The sequence below is a fragment of the Acidovorax sp. ACV02 genome (assembly GCF_014851475.1).
Lineage (GTDB): Bacteria > Pseudomonadota > Gammaproteobacteria > Burkholderiales > Burkholderiaceae_C > Acidovorax > Acidovorax delafieldii.
On record NZ_JACUZU010000003.1, the window covers coordinates 683303 to 702121 of the forward strand.

Annotated in this window: 18 protein-coding genes and 1 pseudogene; 12 read left to right on the forward strand and 7 right to left on the reverse strand. The window is 62.9% G+C overall.

Annotated features, from left to right (window positions below; translation table 11 throughout):
- Window positions 1-24: 24 nt before the first annotated feature.
- Complete coding sequence (locus tag IB236_RS10440) at window positions 25-492, reverse strand: DUF4863 family protein (protein WP_192420529.1); 468 nt, start codon at window positions 490-492, stop codon at window positions 25-27.
- Between the two features lie 191 nt (window positions 493-683).
- On the opposite strand from IB236_RS10440, the gene IB236_RS10445 reads away from it, so the two are divergent.
- The 9 genes from IB236_RS10445 (at window position 684) to IB236_RS10485 (ending at window position 12051) form a co-directional block, all read left to right on the forward strand.
- Entirely contained in the window at window positions 684-1625 is a 942-nt protein-coding gene (locus IB236_RS10445) for a helix-turn-helix transcriptional regulator (RefSeq protein WP_056746950.1), read from the forward strand.
- Window positions 1626-1894: 269 nt separating this feature from the next.
- Window positions 1895-3565: a 2,3-epoxybenzoyl-CoA dihydrolase gene (gene boxC / locus IB236_RS10450; RefSeq protein WP_192420531.1), complete on the forward strand. Its 1671-nt coding sequence runs from the start codon at window positions 1895-1897 to the stop codon at window positions 3563-3565.
- Between the two features lie 41 nt (window positions 3566-3606).
- Window positions 3607-5034, forward strand: coding sequence for a benzoyl-CoA 2,3-epoxidase subunit BoxB (boxB, locus tag IB236_RS10455; RefSeq protein ID WP_192420533.1), 1428 nt, complete (start codon window positions 3607-3609; stop codon window positions 5032-5034).
- Between the two features lie 148 nt (window positions 5035-5182).
- Window positions 5183-6460 carry a benzoyl-CoA 2,3-epoxidase subunit BoxA gene (gene boxA / locus IB236_RS10460; protein WP_192420535.1) on the forward strand — a complete coding sequence of 426 codons (1278 nt, stop codon included), beginning with the start codon at window positions 5183-5185 and terminating at the stop codon, window positions 6458-6460.
- A gap of 259 nt (window positions 6461-6719) precedes the next feature.
- Window positions 6720-7520: a DUF3348 family protein gene (locus IB236_RS10465; RefSeq protein WP_192420537.1), complete on the forward strand. Its 801-nt coding sequence runs from the start codon at window positions 6720-6722 to the stop codon at window positions 7518-7520.
- Window positions 7517-10186: a DUF802 domain-containing protein gene (locus IB236_RS10470; protein WP_192420539.1), complete on the forward strand. Its 2670-nt coding sequence runs from the start codon at window positions 7517-7519 to the stop codon at window positions 10184-10186. The genes IB236_RS10465 and IB236_RS10470 overlap by 4 nt, the downstream gene beginning before the upstream one ends.
- Window positions 10183-10851: an OmpA family protein gene (locus IB236_RS10475; RefSeq protein ID WP_192420541.1), complete on the forward strand. Its 669-nt coding sequence runs from the start codon at window positions 10183-10185 to the stop codon at window positions 10849-10851. The genes IB236_RS10470 and IB236_RS10475 overlap by 4 nt, the downstream gene beginning before the upstream one ends.
- The gene (locus tag IB236_RS10480; RefSeq protein ID WP_192420543.1) at window positions 10848-11438 is read left to right on the forward strand and encodes a DUF2894 domain-containing protein; all 591 of its coding nucleotides are present in this window, start codon (window positions 10848-10850) and stop codon (window positions 11436-11438) included. The genes IB236_RS10475 and IB236_RS10480 overlap by 4 nt, the downstream gene beginning before the upstream one ends.
- Window positions 11439-11757: 319 nt before the next feature.
- Window positions 11758-12051, forward strand: coding sequence for a DUF4148 domain-containing protein (locus IB236_RS10485; RefSeq protein ID WP_056746958.1), 294 nt, complete (start codon window positions 11758-11760; stop codon window positions 12049-12051).
- Window positions 12052-12295: 244 nt separating this feature from the next.
- Here the strand turns inward: IB236_RS10485 and IB236_RS10490 are convergent, their stop codons facing one another.
- The 6 genes from IB236_RS10490 to IB236_RS10515 form a co-directional block, all read right to left on the reverse strand.
- Window positions 12296-12871 (reverse strand): VOC family protein, encoded by a 576-nt coding sequence (locus tag IB236_RS10490; protein ID WP_225581056.1) that lies wholly within the window; start codon window positions 12869-12871, stop codon window positions 12296-12298.
- Window positions 12872-12875: 4 nt separating this feature from the next.
- A complete protein-coding gene (locus tag IB236_RS10495) occupies window positions 12876-13889 on the reverse strand; it encodes a zinc-dependent alcohol dehydrogenase family protein (protein ID WP_192420545.1) in 1014 nt (337 codons plus the stop codon).
- Between the two features lie 8 nt (window positions 13890-13897).
- Window positions 13898-14476 carry an amino acid synthesis family protein gene (locus tag IB236_RS10500; RefSeq protein WP_056066523.1) on the reverse strand — a complete coding sequence of 193 codons (579 nt, stop codon included), beginning with the start codon at window positions 14474-14476 and terminating at the stop codon, window positions 13898-13900.
- Between the two features lie 29 nt (window positions 14477-14505).
- Window positions 14506-15477, reverse strand: coding sequence for a tripartite tricarboxylate transporter substrate binding protein (locus tag IB236_RS10505; protein WP_192420547.1), 972 nt, complete (start codon window positions 15475-15477; stop codon window positions 14506-14508).
- A gap of 97 nt (window positions 15478-15574) precedes the next feature.
- Entirely contained in the window at window positions 15575-16435 is an 861-nt protein-coding gene (locus IB236_RS10510; protein WP_192420549.1) for a fumarylacetoacetate hydrolase family protein, read from the reverse strand.
- Between the two features lie 357 nt (window positions 16436-16792).
- Window positions 16793-17512 (reverse strand): GntR family transcriptional regulator, encoded by a 720-nt coding sequence (locus IB236_RS10515; RefSeq protein ID WP_099731987.1) that lies wholly within the window; start codon window positions 17510-17512, stop codon window positions 16793-16795.
- Between the two features lie 49 nt (window positions 17513-17561).
- On the opposite strand from IB236_RS10515, the gene IB236_RS10520 reads away from it, so the two are divergent.
- From IB236_RS10520 to IB236_RS10530, 3 genes and pseudogenes are all read left to right on the forward strand, one after another.
- On the forward strand, window positions 17562-18134 hold the full coding sequence (locus IB236_RS10520; RefSeq protein ID WP_225581094.1) for an NADPH-dependent FMN reductase: 573 nt from the start codon (window positions 17562-17564) through the stop codon (window positions 18132-18134).
- Window positions 18135-18240: 106 nt separating this feature from the next.
- Window positions 18241-18657 carry an SRPBCC family protein gene (locus tag IB236_RS10525; protein WP_192420553.1) on the forward strand — a complete coding sequence of 139 codons (417 nt, stop codon included), beginning with the start codon at window positions 18241-18243 and terminating at the stop codon, window positions 18655-18657.
- A gap of 31 nt (window positions 18658-18688) precedes the next feature.
- Window positions 18689-18819, forward strand: a pseudogene (locus IB236_RS10530) (cytidyltransferase); the annotation flags it as partial.

Consider the following 18819-nt stretch of genomic DNA (forward strand, 5'->3'; position numbering starts at 1 on the left):
TAGGGAGCAGCGCTGGCGCCAGTCCTAGCGGGTGAACTGGATCTGCCCCTCGGGCAACAGGTACAAAACCAGCGCCCTGCCGCGCGTCACCGTAGGGTGGTGGGCACTGCCGGGCGGGTAGACGCACCAGCCGGCAGGGTGGCCGTCAAACAACGCATCCCCCTCCAGTGGCATGATCAAATCGATTTCGCCCTGCGGATGGGTGTGGTGGGGGCCAGCAATGTTTTGCATGTCCACCACGTCCACAGAAAACCGGTGCAAGGCATCTTCGGGCTTGAACACACGGCCATAGCGGATGCCGCCGCCTTCGCGTTCACACAGCCAGCCTTCACGTGTGCCCTGAATACACGCCTCCCGCAAGCGCTCGTAGGTCGCACTGGTGGGGCCGTGCGCGGTGTTCAGCCATTGCGCCAGAGCGGCATCCAGGGGTTTGCCAGCGAGCTGGGCGGTCAGATCAACCAAGGCTTGGTGAAATGCAGTTTTGTCGGACATGGGCAGTGGGTGCAGCTAGAGTCGGGGCCCAATCTGCACCGTTTTTGATCCACCGCCTTGCGCGCATTCAAAACATGCAGTATTTTGCCAATTGATGAACCATAGTTACCTCAAAGATCCATGTCAAGCACTATAGTGCATGAATGGCGTTTTCCCTGAGAAGACCAGGGCACTCCATGAAAAGGATGGGTATGAATGAAACAGAAACGGCGGGGCTGCTCGCACCCGCCTCCGCGCAGGAGGGTGCGCAGTCATCGGCCGAGGAGCCCAAGAACCCTCTTCTGGTGTCGCTGGGCGAGCGCGTTCGCAATCTGCGTGCACAGCGGGGCCTGACCCGCAAGGCGGTAGCGGTGGCCGCCGACGTGTCGGAGCGCCACCTGGCCAACCTGGAGTACGGCACGGGCAACGCCTCCATCCTGGTGCTGCAGCAGGTGGCCCATGCGCTGCACTGCTCACTGGCGGAGCTCGTGGGCGATTTCACGACGCAATCGCCCGAATGGCTGCTAATCCGCGAACTGCTGGAACACCGCAGCGAGCCCGAACTGCGCCGCGCCCGCCTGGCGTTGCACGAGCTGCTAAGTGGGGGGCACAACGACGCAGCAAGGCACCGCCGCATTGCGCTGGTGGGTCTGCGGGGGGCGGGCAAATCCACCCTGGGGCCGCTGCTTGCGCGCGAGCTGGATGTTCCCTTCATTGAACTGAGCCGCGCCATCGAGGCCCTCGCCGGGTGCAGCGTGCGCGAAATCCACGACCTGTACGGCACCACCGCCTACCGCCGCTACGAGCGCAGGGCGCTGGAGGAAACGATACAGATCCACAGCGAGGTGGTCATTGCCACGCCGGGTGGCATTGTGTCGGACCCCGCCACTTTCAACGAGCTGCTGGCCCACTGCACCACCGTGTGGTTACGGGCCGCGCCCGAGGAACACATGGGGCGGGTGGTGGCACAGGGCGACATGCGGCCGATGGCCGCCAGCAAGGAGGCCATGGACGACCTCAAGCGCATCCTGGACGGGCGCGCTGCTTTCTATTCCAAGGCCGAAATCACGGTGGATACCTCCGGCCAAACCCCCGAGCAGAGCCTGCAGACCTTGAGTGCCAGCGTGCGCAAGGCCATGGCCCGCGTGGCGTAAAAACCTGCACCCGGTCTGAACGGCTGCCGCCCGGACATGGGCGCCGCAGCACCCACGCCCATCCCGGCACAGCACAGCGCCCGCCACCACGGCGGCCTGTGCAGCTCGCCCCCTCCCAATCGCCCCCTGCACAGCTCTCAGCAGCGCTGCCCGTCTACCCGAATGCCATTGGCAAAAAAATGCATTGACACACCGAGAAACATGCATGATGATGCACATCAACATCGATACATAAGCACTATATTGCATTAATTCTCCACGGAGACCTCATGGCAGACCTCACCCACGTTCCCGAACGCGTTGACTACCGCACTGATCCCACGCAGTACCGCCACTGGACCTTGTCGGTCGAGGGTGCCATTGCGCGGCTGTCCCTTGACATTGCGGAGGACGGCGGGATCCGTCCTGGCTACAAGCTCAAGCTCAACAGCTACGACCTGGGGGTGGACATTGAGCTGCATGACGCGCTCAACCGCATCCGCTTCGAGCACCCCAGCGTGCGCAGCGTCATCGTCACCAGTGGCAAGGACCGTATCTTTTGCTCGGGCGCCAACATCTTCATGCTGGGTGTGTCCAGCCATGCCTGGAAGGTCAACTTCTGCAAGTTCACCAACGAGACGCGCAACGGCATTGAAGACTCCTCCAAACACTCGGGCCTCAAGTTCATTGCGGCAGTGAATGGCGCCTGCGCGGGCGGTGGCTATGAGTTGGCACTGGCGTGCGATGAAATCATCCTGGTCGATGACCGGTCGTCTGCCGTGTCGCTGCCCGAAGTGCCTTTGCTGGGCGTGTTGCCCGGCACCGGTGGGCTGACACGTGTCACGGACAAGCGCCACGTGCGGCACGATCTGGCCGACATCTTCTGCACCAGCGTGGAGGGTGTGCGTGGCCAGCGCGCGGTGGACTGGCGCCTGGTGGACCGTATCGCCAAGCCCGCACAATTTGCCGCCACGGTGCAAGAGCGCGCCGCCGCCCATGCACAGACCAGCACCCGCCCCGGCAGCGCACAAGGCATTGCCCTGCCACGCGTGGAGCGGCAGGACCATGCCGACGGCATGCGCTACCAGCACGTGACGGTGGACATCGACCGCGCAAGGCGCACGGCCACGCTGTGTATCCGCGCCCCCGAGGGAGTGCAGCCCGCAGACACGTCAGCCATTGAAGCAGCGGGCGCCGCCTGGTGGCCACTGGCACTGGCCCGCGAGCTGGACGACGCCATCCTGAACCTGCGCACCAACGAACTGGACATTGGCACCTGGCTGCTGAAGACCGAAGGGGATGCGCAGGCGGTGCTGGCCAGCGATGCCATCTTGCTCGCGCATCAGGACCACTGGCTGGTGCGCGAGACTATCGGTGCGCTGCGACGCACGTTTGCCCGTCTGGATGTGTCCTCACGCAGCCTCTTCGCGCTGATCGAGACGGGATCGGCTTTTGCCGGCACCCTCGCAGAACTGGCCTTAGCGGCAGACCGCACCTACATGCTGGCGCTGCCCGACGCGCCAGAGCAGGCCCCAACGCTCACCCTGAACGCATTCAACTTTGGCCTGCTGCCCATGGTGAATGACCAAAGCCGCTTGCAGCGCCGCTTCTATGAAGAGGCGGCCCCGCTGGAAGCGGTCCGCGCTGCCGCGGGCCGGCCGCTGGACGCAGACAGCGCACTGGCGTTGGGCTTGGTCACGGCAGCCCCCGACGACATCGACTGGGCCGACGAAATCCGTATCGCCATTGAAGAACGCGCAGCCATGTCGCCCGATGCGCTGACCGGCCTGGAGGCCAACCTGCGCTTTGCCAGCAGGGAGAACATGAACACCCGCATCTTCGGGCGCCTGACCGCGTGGCAGAACTGGATCTTCAACCGCCCCAACGCCGTGGGCGAGAAGGGCGCGCTCAAGGTTTACGGCACCGGCCAGAAGGCCGGGTTTGACCAGACGCGCGTTTGACCCCCTGCCCTGCATTCGATTTCCATCCAGAGGAGCACCCCATGAGCAGCATTAACTACAGCGAGAAGATTCCCAACAACGTGAACCTGGGCGAAGACCGCACGTTGCAGCGCGCGCTAGAAGGCTGGCAGCCCAACTTCATCAACTGGTGGGACGACGTGGGTCCCGAGGGCTCCACCAACCATGAGGTCTATCTGCGCACCGCCGTGAGCGTGGACCCGAACGGCTGGGCCCAGTTCGGCCACGTAAAGATGCGCGACTACCGCTGGGGCATCTTTTTGAATCCTGGCGACAACAACCGAGAGATCCACTTTGGCGACCACAAGGGCGAAAAAGCCTGGCAGGACGTGCCCGGCGAGCACCGCGCCAACCTGCGCCGCATCATCGTGACCCAGGGAGACACCGAGCCCGCATCGGTCGAGCAGCAGCGCCACCTGGGCCTGACGGCGCCCAGCATGTACGACCTGCGCAACCTGTTCCAGATCAATGTGGAAGAGGGCCGCCACCTGTGGGCCATGGTGTACCTGCTGCACAAGCACTTCGGCCGCGACGGCCGCGAGGAAGCTGAAGCGCTGCTGCAGCGCCAGTCCGGCGACGAAAACAACCCGCGCATCCTGGGCGCGTTCAATGAAAAGACGCCGGATTGGCTAGCGTTTTTCATGTTCACCTACTTCACTGACCGTGACGGCAAGTTCCAGCTCTCGGCCCTGGCAGAGAGCGCTTTTGACCCGCTGGCGCGCACCACCAAGTTCATGCTGACCGAAGAGGCCCACCACATGTTTGTGGGCGAAAGCGGCATCTCGCGCGTGCTGTCGCGCACCGCACAGGTGATGAACGACCTCAAGACCGACGACCCTGCCAAGGTGCGTGCGGCTGGCGCCATCGACCTGCCCACCGTCCAGCGCTACCTCAACTTCCACTACAGCGTGACCATCGACCTGTTCGGCGCTGACCAGTCGAGCAACGCCGCCACGTTCTACAGCTCGGGCCTCAAGGGTCGCTACGAAGAAGGAAAACGCACGGACGATCATGTGCTCAAGGGCCAGACCTACAAGGTGCTGGAGGTCAAGGACGGACAGCTGCTGGAAAAAGAAGTGCCCATGCTCAACGCGCTGAACGAGGTGCTGCGCGACGACTTCATCAAGGACTCCATGGCGGGCGTGGGCCGTTGGAACAAGGTGCTGGAGAAGGCGGGCGTCCCCACCCGCCTGGTGGTCCCCCACAAGGCCTTCAATCGCCAGATCGGCGCGCTGGCGGGCATCAAGATGTCGCCCGACGGCCGCGTGGTGAGCGAGGCAGAATGGACCGCACGCAAGGCCGAATGGCTGCCCACGCCCGAAGACTTCGCGTTTGTGGCGTCGTTGATGGGCCGTGTGGTCGAGCCGGGCAAGTTCGCCGGCTGGATCGCGCCCCCCGTCATGGGCATCAACCGCCAGCCGGTGGATTTTGAGTACGTGCGTTTTAATTGATCGCCGCTGAATTGCCCGTGCCGCATTCGCCCCTGACAAGACGGCACGAGCGGCCCAGCGAAGCGGGCTCTGCGTTGTGGCACACCGAATGCCTCCACTGTATGCAAGGTCCCAGCACTGGTAGCCGGAGATTGCTCGAAGAATGAATATGGACACCCACACGCTGATCGACAATGGCATCCTGAAGCAGCATCTGATCGACCCGGAGATGTGCATTCGCTGCAACACCTGCGAGGCCACCTGTCCGGTCAACGCGATCACGCACGACGACAACAACTACGTGGTGCGAGCCGATGTGTGCAACGGCTGCATGGCCTGCATCTCGCCCTGCCCCACGGGTTCCATCGACAACTGGCGTGCGGTCCCATTGGCCCGTGCCTACACCGTTGAGGAACAGTTCAGCTGGGAAGAACTGCCGGGCGAGCTTGCTCCCCATGAACTGGTCGCAGCAGGCGGAGAGCCCGCCACAGAGGTGACGGCGCTGCAGCAAGCCCCCGAAGCGCCTGCTGTGCCGGGCACGCAGGTGTTTCGCTCCGCCCAGTATGGAGCCACGGTACCGCCCTGGTCCGCAGCCCATCCCTACACCAATCTTTTTCTGCCCAAAAACCCGACCACGGCCACCGTGGTCGGCAACTTCAATTGCACCGAGGCGGGTTATGAGAGCGAGACCCACCATGTGGTGCTCGACTTCGGCAGCATGCCGTTCCCCGTGCTGGAAGGGCAATCGATTGGCATCATCCCGCCGGGCGCCGATGCGCTGGGCAAACCCCACCACGCGCGCCAATACTCGGTGGCCAGTCCGCGCAACGGCGAACGCCCCGGCTACAACAACCTGGCGCTGACCGTGAAGCGCGTGACCGTGGACCACGATGGCAACCCTGTGCGAGGCGTTGCCTCCAACTATGTTTGTGATCTGAAGGTGGGCGACAAGGTGCAGGTGGTGGGGCCGTTCGGCAGCAGCTTCCTGATGCCCAACCACCCGCGATCGCACATCGTGATGATCTGCACCGGCACCGGCAGCGCTCCCATGCGCGCCATGACCGAGTGGCGGCGCAGGCTACGCAACAGCGGCAAGTTTGAGGGCGGCAAGCTCTTGCTGTTCTTCGGCGCACGCACGCAGCAGGAACTGCCCTACTTCGGCCCCCTGCAAAGCCTGCCCAAGGATTTCATCGACATCAACCTGGCTTTCTCCCGCACGCCCGGGCAGCCCAAGCGCTATGTGCAAGACCTGATGCGCGAGCGCGCCGCCGACCTGCTGGCCCTGCTGCGCGATGACAACAGCCACTTCTACGTCTGCGGCCTCAAGGGCATGGAAGAAGGCGTGGTGATGGCGCTGCGTGACATCGCCCAGGAGGCGGGGCTGAGCTGGGACGCCCTGGGTGGGACGCTTCAGCGCGAAGGGCGACTGCATCTGGAGACGTACTGAGGCGGGAATGGCATCGGCCTGAACCAAACTCAAGCCATGGCGCCCCCCCCCAAAAAAGGCCCATTGGCCGGGCCTCGGGGCGCTGCATGGAGCCCTTTCCTTTGTGTAACAGCTGCAACGCCGGACGCTGACTGGCAAGCTGGTCTGTCGTTCCTGCGAAAATAGCGGGCTTTGCCTTCGGGAGGACTCCTTCCTCCGATGCACGCGCCGCCGGCCCGTCCCGCTCGGCCGTGCCCACCCAGTGCACAGCCTTCACGGGATGAACCAACACCACCGACTCAACAGCTCACGCCTCGTGGTCCTGCTCCAGCAATGGACGCGGGAAGCCAGCGAGCGGGCCGCGCCTCCGCGACCAGCAGCCAAGCCCCCCGATGTGGCAGAGCAGCTGAGCCTATGGCTGGGAACCGTGGACGCCGTCCAGCTCAGCCGGGCGCTGCACGCGATCGAGAACCTGCCATCGCAGGCGGCGACTGCACAGCACCCGGCAATGGCGCTGAACATGACGGTACTCGCCGGCCTGGTAGCGAAGGTTCGGGTCGACCTCGAAGTGCAGCTGGCCACGAGGCCCACTGCACCCAAGCCACTGCGGGCCCGGGCGGACAACACCCCCGTGGAACTGCCCGACCCGAGGGTGGACACGGATTTCGCCACCCACGCGCCACGCTATCTGGACCTGCAAAAGCAGATGGAGCTGCGGCTGCAGCCCCTGCGGGCACAGTTGCGCCAGGCGATCGCACAAGGCGCCCCCAGATTGCGCCAGGTGGCGGCGCTGGACGCTGTGATGGAGCGCATGTTGGCACCGCGTGAACAACGGCTGTGGGCCTTGCTACCCGCGCACCTGGAGCGCCGTATGGCGCACCGCCACCGGCAACACCAGCACAGGCTGACCACCCAAGGGTTGACCGATGAGCCTGCGCGCTGGCGGCAGGCCGGAGGCTGGCTGTGGGCCTTCGAGCGCGACATGCAGGCCCTACTTGCCGCAGAGCTGCAAACGCGCATGGAACCGATCACGGGACTGCTGGAAGCAGCCCAGAACGACACAACAGGACAACAGGAATGAACAAGAGTGTGATGACAGCCATCTTCGCTGCGGGCCTTGCAGCCGCTGGCTGGGTGGGCTGGGGTTTTGTGGGCCACAGCCCGCTGGCACTGGCAATGACGGTGATGATCGCCGCCACCTACCTGCTGGGAGCCTGGGAGCTGATGCGCTATCGCGCGGCCACCGCCTCGCTGACGCGTGCGCTAGAGGCCCATCAAGAGCACCCTGCCCTGGATGCCTGGCTGGAAAGCCTGGACCCCGCACTGCGCCACCCGGTTCGCCAACGTATCGAAGGGGAGCGTGTAGCCCTGCCTGGACCTGCACTCACACCTTACCTGGTGGGGCTGCTGGTCATGCTGGGCATGCTGGGCACCTTCGTGGGCATGGTGGTGACGTTCCACGGCGCCGTGTTTGCCCTGGAGGCCTCAGGCAACCTGGAATCCATCCGCAATGCACTGGCTGCGCCCATCAAGGGGCTGGGTCTGTCGTTCGGCACATCCGTCGCGGGGGTGGCCACATCGGCCGCACTGGGCCTGTTGTCCGCCCTGAGCCGCCGGGAGAGGCTGCAGGCGGTGCGCCAGCTGGATGCGCGCATCCCCACGCTATTCCGTGCCTTCTCGTCCGCCCAACGGCGTGAGGACACCTTGCTGGCCCTGCAAGCGCAGGCCCAGGCCCTGCCACTGATTGCCGATCGCCTGCAAGCCATGATGGAAGGACTGGAGCGCCGCCACAGCCAGCTCAACGACCAGCTGCTGGCGCTACAGCAGGGGTTTCATCAAGAGGCCTCTGCCGCGTACACCCAATTGGCGCAGTCCGTGGGTACATCGCTGCAAGACAGCCTGAGCACCAGTGCCCAGCAGGCCACCGCCGCCATGCGCCCGGTGGTGGAACAGGCCATGGCGACGCTGGCACAAGAGTCCCAGCGCACCCACGAGCGGCTGCGAGAGCACACAGGCCAGCAGCTGCAAAGCCTCAGTGCGCAATGGGAGGGTACAGCACGCAAGGTGGCCGACACCTGGGCCCAGGCGCTCGACCAGCAGTCGAACACACAGGGCGCGCTGACTACCCAATTTGAGGTTGCAGTGCAAAAGCTCACGCAGACTTTCGACGAACGATCGAAAACACTGCTGGACTCCCTGCACGTATCGGCTGCACAGCAACAAGCTGCCCTGGCGGAGTCCGACCAGCGGCGACTGCAAGGCTGGGAGCACTCCATGCAGGACATGGCTCGCAACCTGGCCAGCGAATGGCATCAAGCGGGCAACCACATGCTGGCCCAGCAGCAGGAGTTGGGCCAGGCCTTGGAGCGCACCGCACAGCAGATGGACCGGCAATTGCAAGCCACCACCCAGACCTTTGCACAACAGGCCGAAGCCCTGGTCACCACACTGCAGGCGACGGTAGCCGAAGCCCACGGTGCGCAGCGCGCTGCGGATACGCAGCGGCTCGCCGACTGGACGCAGTCCATGCACCAGATGGCCCAGAAACTCAGCGGCGAATGGCAAAGCGCAGGGGCGCAAACTGCCGAACAGCACCAGACAACCGGCGCGGCACTCGCCCAAGCAGCCCTGCAGCTGGAGCATCGCCTGCAGTCAGCCAACAACGCATTTGAAGAACGCTCCGAGGCCTTGCTGGCTGCATTGCAAAGCACCGTCACCGATGCTCAGCAGGCGCAGCGCGACGCCGATGCGCAACGGCTGGCAGGCTGGAGCCAGTCCCTGGAGAGACTGGCCCACACGCTCAGCGCTGAATGGCAGCGCGCAGCCACACAGACCGTGGAACAACAGCGCGCCCTGATGCAGACCCTGGAAGACACCGCCACGCAAGTGAGTCTGCGACTGAACGCCCAGGTGGACCGTACATTGGGCAGCGCCACCGCGCTGATGGAGCAATCCGACGCCCTGCTGCGCACACGCATCGACAACGAAGCGCAATGGGTGCAAGCCCAGGGTCAACGCATGGATGCGCTGACCCTGGTGTGGCGCGAGGAACTGACCACCCTGCGCGATGCAGAAGCCGCGCGCGGACAGGCGGCAGTGGACCGCCTGGATACTCTGCAAGCCGCCGTGGCAGAGCACCTGGCCACCCTGGGCGCTGCGCTGGAAGCCCCCCTCACGCGCCTGCTGCAGACCGCCTCCGACGTGCCGCAAGCGGCGGCCGAAGTCATTACCCAGTTGCGGCAGGAAATGACACGCCTGGGCGAACGCGACAACCTCGCACTGGCCGAGCGCACGGCCATGACACAGCAGCTGGGCAGCCTGCTGCAATCCGTGAACGAAGCCGCTGTGCAGCAGCGCGCGGCCATTGACGCACTGGTGGGTTCCGCCGCCGAGGTGCTCGAACAGGCGGGCCAGCAGTTTGCACAGGCCCTGGGCGCACAGGCGGGCAAGGTGGACGAAGTGGCAGCGCAGGTCGCGGCCAGCGCCATCGAGTTGTCCAGCCTGGGGGAATCCTTCCAGCACGGCGTCGGCTTGTTCAGCGCCAGCAACGAGAAGCTCGTGGAGAGCCTGCAAGGCATGGAGGACGCCCTTCGCGAGTCCATGGGCCGCAGCGACGAACAGCTGGCGTACTACGTGGCGCAGGCCCGCGAGGTGATTGACCTGAGCATCAGCGCACAACAAGGCATCGTGGAAGACCTGCGTCGACTGCATGGCAAGGCCACGGCAGAACAAGGGGTGCCCGCGTGACCGGCGTGGACGACACCCTGGATGATGCTACCGACCAGACGGCACCGGTGTGGGCCGTCTTCGGCGATCTGATGGCGGGGCTGCTGGGTGCGTTTGTACTGATCCTCGTGGGCGTGCTGGTGGTGCAGATCGACTTGGTGGCCAGCCTGCAGCAGGAAGTGCAAAAGCGCCAGATGGAAGAGCAGCGGCGCATGGCGCTTGAGAAGGCCCTGGCCATTCCGCTGGCCAGCGGGCGCGTGACGGTGAACAACGGGCGCATTGGTATCAGCGGCAGCGTGCTGTTTGCCACCGGTTCGGACGAACTGCGTGCCGAGGGACGGCAACTGCTCAAGAGTCTGGTTCAGCCGTTGGGGGTTTACTTGCGGGAGCGCGACGAAATGCTGATGGTCAGCGGCTTCACCGACAACACCGCGCTGCTGCGCGGCAGCCAGAAGCGTTTTGCGGACAACCTGGAGCTGTCAGCCCAGCGTGCACTCACCGTGACCCGGGCCCTGATTGACGAAGGCATGCCATCGTCCCAGGTGTTCGCCGCAGCCTTTGGCGCCGAACAACCCGTGGCTGACAACAGCGACGAAAAAGGCCGTGCACAAAACCGCCGGGTGGAGATGGCCCCAGTCCCCAAGGCCGTCAACACCCGGTCCACCGAGTCTCCCCGCGCACCATGACAGATCCCCGTCTGGAGGCATTGCGTGCAGTGGGCGCGCACCACAACGACCCCGCGCGTTTTCACTACCTGGAGATCCTGGCGCGCCGCCTGCCTGGCCAATCAGCGGCCGTGCAGCGGCTGTTGGCGCACAAGCTCGATACGGCGCTGGCGAGCTACCCCGAAAACCCGCCCCACACAACTCCATCTCAGGACAACCAACGCCCCGCCCCTGCAGCATCTGCGCTGGCACAACTGAACCAAACCCTGGGAACCCCTCGGCGCAGCATCGCCAGGGACGACCCCTTTGCGATGGACAGCGCTCCATTGCCCGCGCTCAAAAGCGTGCGCCATTTCAGCGAGGTCTGGTCGCACATCGCCGCCGAGCAGCAGGTGGTGCAGGCCCTGCACAGGGGGCCTGAGAACGCCGGGCCACTCAACGCCCACAAGCTGATGCTGCGCTCACTGAACCTGATGCGCTCCCTGTCTCCCGACTATCTGCGCCATTTCATGGCGCAAATGGACACCTTACTGTGGCTGGATCAGGCAAGCAACCGAGCCACAAGCCCCGGTCCGCGTTCGGTGCGCAAGACACGCAACAAGCCATAGACCGACAGATCCGCAGGCCTGTAACCAGAGCACAAGCCACTGCTGTGGAGTCCCGGGCCCAACGCTCGGGGCGAGGGAAACCGGCGCTTCGGCGCCTCCAACCGCTGACGCGAAACGTCACAGTACGTGGCCCAGCCATTGTTTTCAAAACTGGAACAGTTAGTTTGCGACTGGGTGGTTTTTCTCTGAACACCATCGGCGTACAGTTCATCCCATCGATGAGCCGAACCCGCAAGGCGACTCACCGAACCCGGTTCAGGAATGGTTTTTGACCCGGCTTTTTTGAGACGCTTTTTAAGTTTTTTTAAGGATTTTCATCATGAACAAGACTGCCCGTTTCCTCTCCGTCGCCGCTGTTGCCGCTTTCGCCGCTTTTGGCGCCCATGCCGATGAAGCCGATGGCTCGCAATTTGCCCTGAAGTTCGATACGAACCGCACCCGCGCTGAAGTGCAAGCCGAAGCTGTAGTGGAAGCCAAGACCCACAACATGGAACCCGCAGGCTCGCGTGTGGTGACCTACCAATCCACCGCTGACCGCGCTGCCGTGCGTGCACAGGCTGCCGAAGCCGTGCGCACCGGCCAGATCCCTTCGGGCGAATTCAGCGCCATGTAATTTGGCAGACCAACTGCTGAGATTGGTTTGAAGCAGTTGCGGGACTTCCCATGGTGGTGGCACTTCGCGCGGTGCGGATGCTGCTGCCATGGGAGGTGTTTTAGACATACAGTTCCACACTGGCCAAACAAACGGGCTCCCATTGGGAGCCCTTTTTGTTGCGTGCGAACACAAGCAAAACGTCGAACGCCTGTTGCATCTCCAAGCCGAAAGCCTTCGCGTCATCGCGAAAAACGAGCGTTCGCTACGCGCTCCCGGCCTTCAATGCCGCGCGTCGTTCCGCAAACTGCGCAGCCCACTCGGATACCGGCATAAAGCTGGGGTCCGAACGCACCACACGCTCCGTCTGGGCCCAGATGGCTTCGTCATCCTGATCCAGGTCCAAAGGATCACCGTGGGGCTGGCTCACGTACCAAGGAGTGTCCAGATAAACCTCCACCGTGTTGTCTTCCGGGTCCATGCAATAAATGGATATCGCATTCCCATGGTTAAGCCCACGCATCTTCGACGCGCCCAGTGCCAAGGCGCGGCGACGCGCCTCGCGCAGATGATCAATGGTCTGGACCTTGAACGACAGCTGCATCACGGTGCTCGGGGCATCCTCACCCCGCCCTCCAGCCAGCACCAACTGGTGGTGCTGATCACCACGCCCGCTCAGAAACACGATCTCGAAGCGAAAGGTCACGCCCTCGCCACGATCCGTCTCCTGCATGTCGAACACTCCGGTATAGAAAGCCTTCATCACCTCCAGGTCACGGCAAAAAATGCCACAGTGAGCGAGATTGGCGGTATAGGTTGGATTCACGTTGCGAGACTCCATGGGTTCAGGGAATGAGGACCAGCTTGCCCAGCGTGCCGCCGGTGTCCAACAGCTCGTGGGCGTGACGAACCTCTGCCAGTGGCATGCGCATGGCACGCGGTGCACGCACCTGGCCACTCGCCATGAGCGCAATGGCTTGCTCCATCAAGCCGCGGCGCTGAGCCACATCGGCATCCACCGCGTGAATGGAGAAGGTGCGTATCGCCAGACTCTTGGCGAGCAGTTTGCGAAGCTCATCGAACACATCACTCGATGGTGGGCCTGCAAGGATGTTGTACGACACCGCCATGCCGGAGGGGGCCAGCGACCGCAGACAGGCGATAAACAGCGCCGCACCCACATGATCAAAAGCGAGGTCGACGCCACGCCCCCCAGTGAGCTCCATGACGCGTTGCGGCAGGGCCTGCACGTCGCCATCAACAAGATCGCTAACTCCGTTTTCCAAGGCGAACTGGCGTTTTTCCGGGGTTGATGCAGTACCGATGACGCGCAGGCCTCGCGAGCGCGCCACCTGGGCCAGCGCGGTGGCAACTCCACCTGCTGCACCGGGAATCAGGATCGCTTTAGCGGGTAGGTTGCCGTTGCTGGCCAGTAGCGCCAGTGCGAGCTGGAAGTTACCGAGACTCACCGCGTCCTCGAACGCAATGCTCTCAGGCAGCACAAATGGCACAACTTCGGGCACGCAGATCGCCTGCACGTAGCAGCCCCCGCGCTGTGGCAACTCTCGTGCACTGACCAGCACGCGGTCACCCACAGACAGGCGGGTGACGCCCTCACCGATGGCATCGACGACCCCGGACAGCTCATTGCCGGGCACCGCGGGCAGTGGGGGCATCCATTTGTAAGTACCGTTGCGAATCAGAACGTCCGGCCCACCTGCGCCTATGGCATGAGCCCGGACGCGTACCTCGCCCGGTCCGGGATGAGGTACAGGGATGTCCACCAAAGACAGAACCTCCGGACCGCCCGTGACCTGGAGCTGCACGGCCTTCATCGTGCCAGTGGAAGAAGTCGCCATGTCTAACCTCAGCGCTGGCCGTCGTGTACAGACACCTGCTCGCGCGTCAGGCCGCCCAGGCGCGAGTGGACGCGTCCGCCATCGGCCATCACCAGTGCGAAAAGGATTTCGTCGGGGCGGGGCGCGTCCTGGATCCCCACCTCGGCACTGTTGAAATGGCTGCGGACATAGGCCGCATGGATGTAATGCAGTGGCACCATCAAGCGGTAGCCCGTAGCGGCCACGGCCTTCGCCGACGGCACGATGGCTTTGGGTTCACCCAGCACTTGTCGCATTGCCCAGCCCCCCGCTTCATGCCAGACGGCGCCATGCTCCAACTCGCCATTCACGCCGACGATGGCTGCCTTGCTATAGGCCTGTACTTTTTCCTTGCCCAGCGTAGCCACCAGCTCTTCAGCGAGCATCGTACCGAGGGTGCGCAGCTCGGCCATGAAGGGCAGCAGATCTGGCTCATAGCGGCCAGCGTAAGGATTGCGAATCACAGCGCAAGCAGAAGCGATGCGCAGCGGCGTGTCTACCGGTGGTCCGCCCTCGTGGTACACCGTTTCAATGGTCAGGCTGCGTTTGCGAATAGCGATCAAGTTCATTCAAAAGTCCTTCGAGAAGGTGATTGGAGTCATTGTTTGGGAATCTTGGCATCAGCCACTACCTGCTGCCATTTTTCGATCTCGTGGCTCACCATGACCTTCATTTCCTCGGGCGTGCTGGCGCGCGCTTCGCCGCCCATGTCCTCCAGACGCTGCCGTACTGCAGGCGCCTGTAGCGCACGAAGCACCTCCGCATTGAGGCGATCAACGATCGGTCGGGGTGTTCCTGCGGGCGCCAGAAGGCCGGCCCACGAGCGCACGTCATAGCCCGTCACACCTTGCTCCACGACGGTGGGAACGTTTGGCAGGCCTGGCCACCGTTGGGGGCCGGTGGTTGCGATGGCGCGCAGCTTCCCCGCCTGGATGTTGGTCAATACCGCGGTCGGCGGAGCGATGATGAATGGCACATCGCCTGCCAGCAGCGCCGTGATCGATGCAGCATCGCCCCGATAAGGAACGTGCAAAAGATTGACTCGAGCCATCTTGGCCAGCAGCTCGCCCGCCAGATGGTGGGTTGAGCCCACGCCCGCAGTCCCGTAGCCAACCGATCCCGGTGTGGCCTGCGCGTTTGCGATGACTTCACGCAGGCTCTGGACTTTCGAATTGGCGTTGACAACCACCAGGAACGGAAAGAAGGTGATCGTGGAAACCATCTCGAAGTCCGCAACAGACTTGTAGGGGAGCGTGTTGTAGAGAGCGCCCGCCACCGCATGCCCCCCGGTGGCGAGCAGCAACGTGTATCCGTCGGGCTTTGCCCGCGCTACCGTGGTGGCGGCGATGGTGCCGCCAGCTCCAGATTGTGCCTCCACCACCACGGCCTGGCCCAAGGCTTTGGCCATCTCTGCGCCCACAGCGCGGGCGATGGCGTCCGCATTTCCACCAGGAGCGAACCCCTGATAGAGCTTGATCGCTCGCTCGGGATAGGCTTGGGCCAGGGCCGGCAGCGCCGGCCATCCAAGAGCGGCCGCGCTGCAGGCGGCCAGGACGTGTCTTCTTTGCATGGTGTTTGTCTCCGTGGGCGGCGGCCGCGTGGGGCCTTGCTCTACCCTTGCAGGGTCTGGATGGAAGATCGAACGGGTAAATGGCGCCAGACGATGGTCAGCCCTGCGCAACCACTGGATTGCGCAGCACGCCGATGGCTTCAATCTCCACTTCCACGACGTCGCCAGGTTTCATGAACTGCGGCGGCTTCTTGCTCCAGCCCACGCCAGCAGGAGTGCCAGTGATGATCACGTCACCAGGGACCAACGTAAAAATGGTGGAGGCATACGCAATCAGGCGGGGGATCGAAAAAATCATGTGCCCTGTATGGCTGGACTGCACCACAACGCCGTTCAGACGCGTCTCCAGCTTGAGTTCGCGACCAGGCGCGATCTCGTCTGCAGTCACCATCCAGGGACCGAAAGCACCAGTGGATTCGAAGTTTTTGCCGGAGGCGATCTGCTTGGCATGGAACTGCCACTCTCGCACGCTGGCATCGTTGTAGCAGCTATAGCCTGCAATGTGCGCCCAGGCGTCCGCCTCGCTGATGTCACGACCTTCCTTGCCAATCACTACGGCCAGCTCGCCCTCCCAATCCAGCGACTCCGAAACATGGGGACGGACGATCGGACCTTGATGTGGCGTCTGTGAACGCCACACGCGCAAGAAGATCGGCGGCTGCTCGGACAGCTCGCGCTGCATGCCAGCAGCGAGCACCTCCTGGTGGTGATCCATGTAGTTGCGCACCGCGCAGACAATTTTTTCGGGGCGAGGAATCACCGGCAGAAACGTCACTTCAGCCAACTTTGCGTCAGCCTTGAGATCTGCCACCAACGCATCCCGGCGCGCGAAGTCCGGGCTTGCGATGAAGCCAGCCAGCGTGGCATGGCTGGTTCGGATCGCCAGTTCGGCAACACCGTCACCGAGGACGGCACCCCAGGTTTCACGGCCGGCGATTGAGTAGGACATCAGTTTCATGGGTTTCCTAGAAAAGGGATGAAAGAGGAATCTGAGAAGGCACGACGATCAGAACTTGAACTTCTGGATCTTCGAATCTAGTGCATGAATGTATTTTTATGCACAAAATACAAATTATGCGTAGTGGTTTACACCGAGCGATTTGAGGGAACTTGCTTGGCCCCTTGCGCAAGAAGAGGCACTTGCAGACAACGGAAATGGGGAACTCAGAAGCGAAAAAGCCCACATGCGCGATGCATGCGGGCTTTGCACCACCCGAGTCGGGTGCAACCAGAAATGAGGAGGGGCAGGGCTGCCCAGGAACCGGCGAAATGCCTGTACCTAGACCATGCCCTGGCTCGAAATGGCAGTGGAGGGTCAGCCTCCCTGACCGTGCTCCAGCTTGCTCAGCACCGAGAGCACATTGCGCTCGGTACTCAAGATGTGCTCTTGCAAGAGTGCACAGGCGGTATCTGCATCGCGCCGCAGCGTAGCGTCCATGAGCTTACGGTGCTCGCTGGATTTGTGCTTAAAGGTCTTGCGAAAGCGCGCTGAAAACCGCCGGTAACGCTCCGCCTGGTCGAAGAGGCTTGCACTCCACGTCCGCAGGCGCTCTGATGGACTGGCTGAAATCAGTGCCATGTGAAAGGCAGTGTGCACGTCCGTCCACCCTTGGTCCAAAACGACCGGACCATCGCTAAGTCGGCCTTCTACCTTCTCCAAGCGGTGAAATGCCCCCACTACTTGCGCCTCCCACACGTCGTCACCGTGTGCAATCGATTCGCGCAGCGCCTGCACATCAAGCATCACACGCATGCGCGTGATGTCGCCCAAGTCCTCTGCAGAAATCGCCGTTACACGAAACCCTCGCCGTTCATCTGCCCGGATCAACCCCTCCTGGGCCAGACGACTCAGCGCCTCCCGCAATGGACTGCTGGAAAAGCCGTAGGCAGCTTGCAGTTCATCGAGCTTGAGCTTGGCGCCTGGACTGTAGGTGCCATTCAACACATCCCTGCGCAATTGCGCGAAGGCCTGATCCACCAGGGGCGGGGTGCGAGGGGATGTGTCTGTTTTGTACATGTTTTGAATTTTATGCATAAACTTCAGGCATTGAAAGAATGAAAGAATCTCAATGAACACCAACCCGATGACACGTCCTATCCGCCTCCTCGCCATCTCCGGAAGCCTCCGCCGAGCGTCGCACAGCACTGCCGTGCTGCGAAGCCTCCAGCCGCTGCTACCTTCTGGAACCACACTGGAGTTGTTCCCTCTCGACGAGATCCCCATGTACAACGCAGATCTGGATGGGGAGCGACCACCGCCTCCAGTCGTCCAGCTCAAGAACGCCATTGAACGTGCGGATGGCTTGGTACTGTGTTCTCCTGAGTACAACTACGGCATACCCGGGGTACTCAAGAACGCGATCGACTGGGCTTCACGGCCGGGATTTGCATCTCCTCTCAAGGGCAAGCCCGCGCTCATCGTGACGGCGTCGCCAGGCACGGCAGGGGGAGTGCGGGCACAGGCCCAAATTCGTGATGCTTTGGCAGCCACACTGGCACGCCCCTTGGTGCGGCAGCACATCGCCATTGCTGGAGTCGCCGCGCGCATACAAGACGGTCACTTAGTGGACAAGCCTACTCTGGATATCATCCAAACAGGATTGCACGAGCTGGTCGAGGAGATCCGGTGGATCGCCGCGCGCAGCCAACAAGTCTGAGACAGAAGTCGCTAATAAGGCCGGGTTTTAGCGGCCAGTGCCGATAGGGCTGGACTCGGCACCCAATCTTTGAATATGTGCCGGGTCACCCGAATGGAGTTCGCTCATGAAGATCACCGTCTCAACTGTGGTTGCCGCACCGTTGAAAGAAGTCTGGCGCGCATACACAACACCCGAAGACATCAAACAATGGAATACAGCGTCCCCAGACTGGCACACGACCACCTCGTCGGTGGATCTGCGGCCAGGTGGCAAGTTCTCCTCTCGCATGGAGGCGAAGGACGGCTCATTCGGGTTTGACTTTGCAGGTGAATACACCAAGGTTGTGCCGTGCCAGCTCATCGAATATGCCTTCGGAGATCGAGCAGGACTCGTTGAGTTCAACGAGGACACGGACGGAGTCAAAGTTACGGTCACATTCGACGGGGAACAAACGCACTCCGAAGAGCAGCAGCGAGCCGGCTGGCAGGCTATCCTGGACAACTTTTCCCGCCACGTGGTCGCAAAGCTGGCGCGGCAATAGCGGCCAGCTCGCAAAGCCTCTTGCCCGTACATGCGACCTGCCCGAGGCCCGCATGCGCGCCGCGCTGCAGTCAGTGGCCGTGTTCGACCACCCCGACCGCAGCCAGCGCGGTCGCACCATCACGCATGCACACTACTTTGACCTGGGCGATGCGCCCTTCCC

What these genes read in the sequence shown, in the direction of transcription:
- IB236_RS10440 (WP_192420529.1), bottom strand. Translation starts at nt 492, where the DNA reads ATGTCCGACAAAACTGCATTTCACCAAGCCTTGGTTGATCTGACCGCC.
- IB236_RS10445 (WP_056746950.1), top strand. Translation starts at nt 684, where the DNA reads ATGAATGAAACAGAAACGGCGGGGCTGCTCGCACCCGCCTCCGCGCAG.
- boxC (WP_192420531.1), top strand. Translation starts at nt 1,895, where the DNA reads ATGGCAGACCTCACCCACGTTCCCGAACGCGTTGACTACCGCACTGAT.
- boxB (WP_192420533.1), top strand. Translation starts at nt 3,607, where the DNA reads ATGAGCAGCATTAACTACAGCGAGAAGATTCCCAACAACGTGAACCTG.
- boxA (WP_192420535.1), top strand. Translation starts at nt 5,183, where the DNA reads ATGGACACCCACACGCTGATCGACAATGGCATCCTGAAGCAGCATCTG.
- IB236_RS10465 (WP_192420537.1), top strand. Translation starts at nt 6,720, where the DNA reads ATGAACCAACACCACCGACTCAACAGCTCACGCCTCGTGGTCCTGCTC.
- IB236_RS10470 (WP_192420539.1), top strand. Translation starts at nt 7,517, where the DNA reads ATGAACAAGAGTGTGATGACAGCCATCTTCGCTGCGGGCCTTGCAGCC.
- IB236_RS10480 (WP_192420543.1), top strand. Translation starts at nt 10,848, where the DNA reads ATGACAGATCCCCGTCTGGAGGCATTGCGTGCAGTGGGCGCGCACCAC.
- IB236_RS10485 (WP_056746958.1), top strand. Translation starts at nt 11,758, where the DNA reads ATGAACAAGACTGCCCGTTTCCTCTCCGTCGCCGCTGTTGCCGCTTTC.
- IB236_RS10490 (WP_225581056.1), bottom strand. Translation starts at nt 12,871, where the DNA reads ATGGAGTCTCGCAACGTGAATCCAACCTATACCGCCAATCTCGCTCAC.
- IB236_RS10495 (WP_192420545.1), bottom strand. Translation starts at nt 13,889, where the DNA reads ATGGCGACTTCTTCCACTGGCACGATGAAGGCCGTGCAGCTCCAGGTC.
- IB236_RS10500 (WP_056066523.1), bottom strand. Translation starts at nt 14,476, where the DNA reads ATGAACTTGATCGCTATTCGCAAACGCAGCCTGACCATTGAAACGGTG.
- IB236_RS10505 (WP_192420547.1), bottom strand. Translation starts at nt 15,477, where the DNA reads ATGCAAAGAAGACACGTCCTGGCCGCCTGCAGCGCGGCCGCTCTTGGA.
- IB236_RS10510 (WP_192420549.1), bottom strand. Translation starts at nt 16,435, where the DNA reads ATGAAACTGATGTCCTACTCAATCGCCGGCCGTGAAACCTGGGGTGCC.
- IB236_RS10515 (WP_099731987.1), bottom strand. Translation starts at nt 17,512, where the DNA reads ATGCATAAAATTCAAAACATGTACAAAACAGACACATCCCCTCGCACC.
- IB236_RS10520 (WP_225581094.1), top strand. Translation starts at nt 17,562, where the DNA reads ATGACACGTCCTATCCGCCTCCTCGCCATCTCCGGAAGCCTCCGCCGA.
- IB236_RS10525 (WP_192420553.1), top strand. Translation starts at nt 18,241, where the DNA reads ATGAAGATCACCGTCTCAACTGTGGTTGCCGCACCGTTGAAAGAAGTC.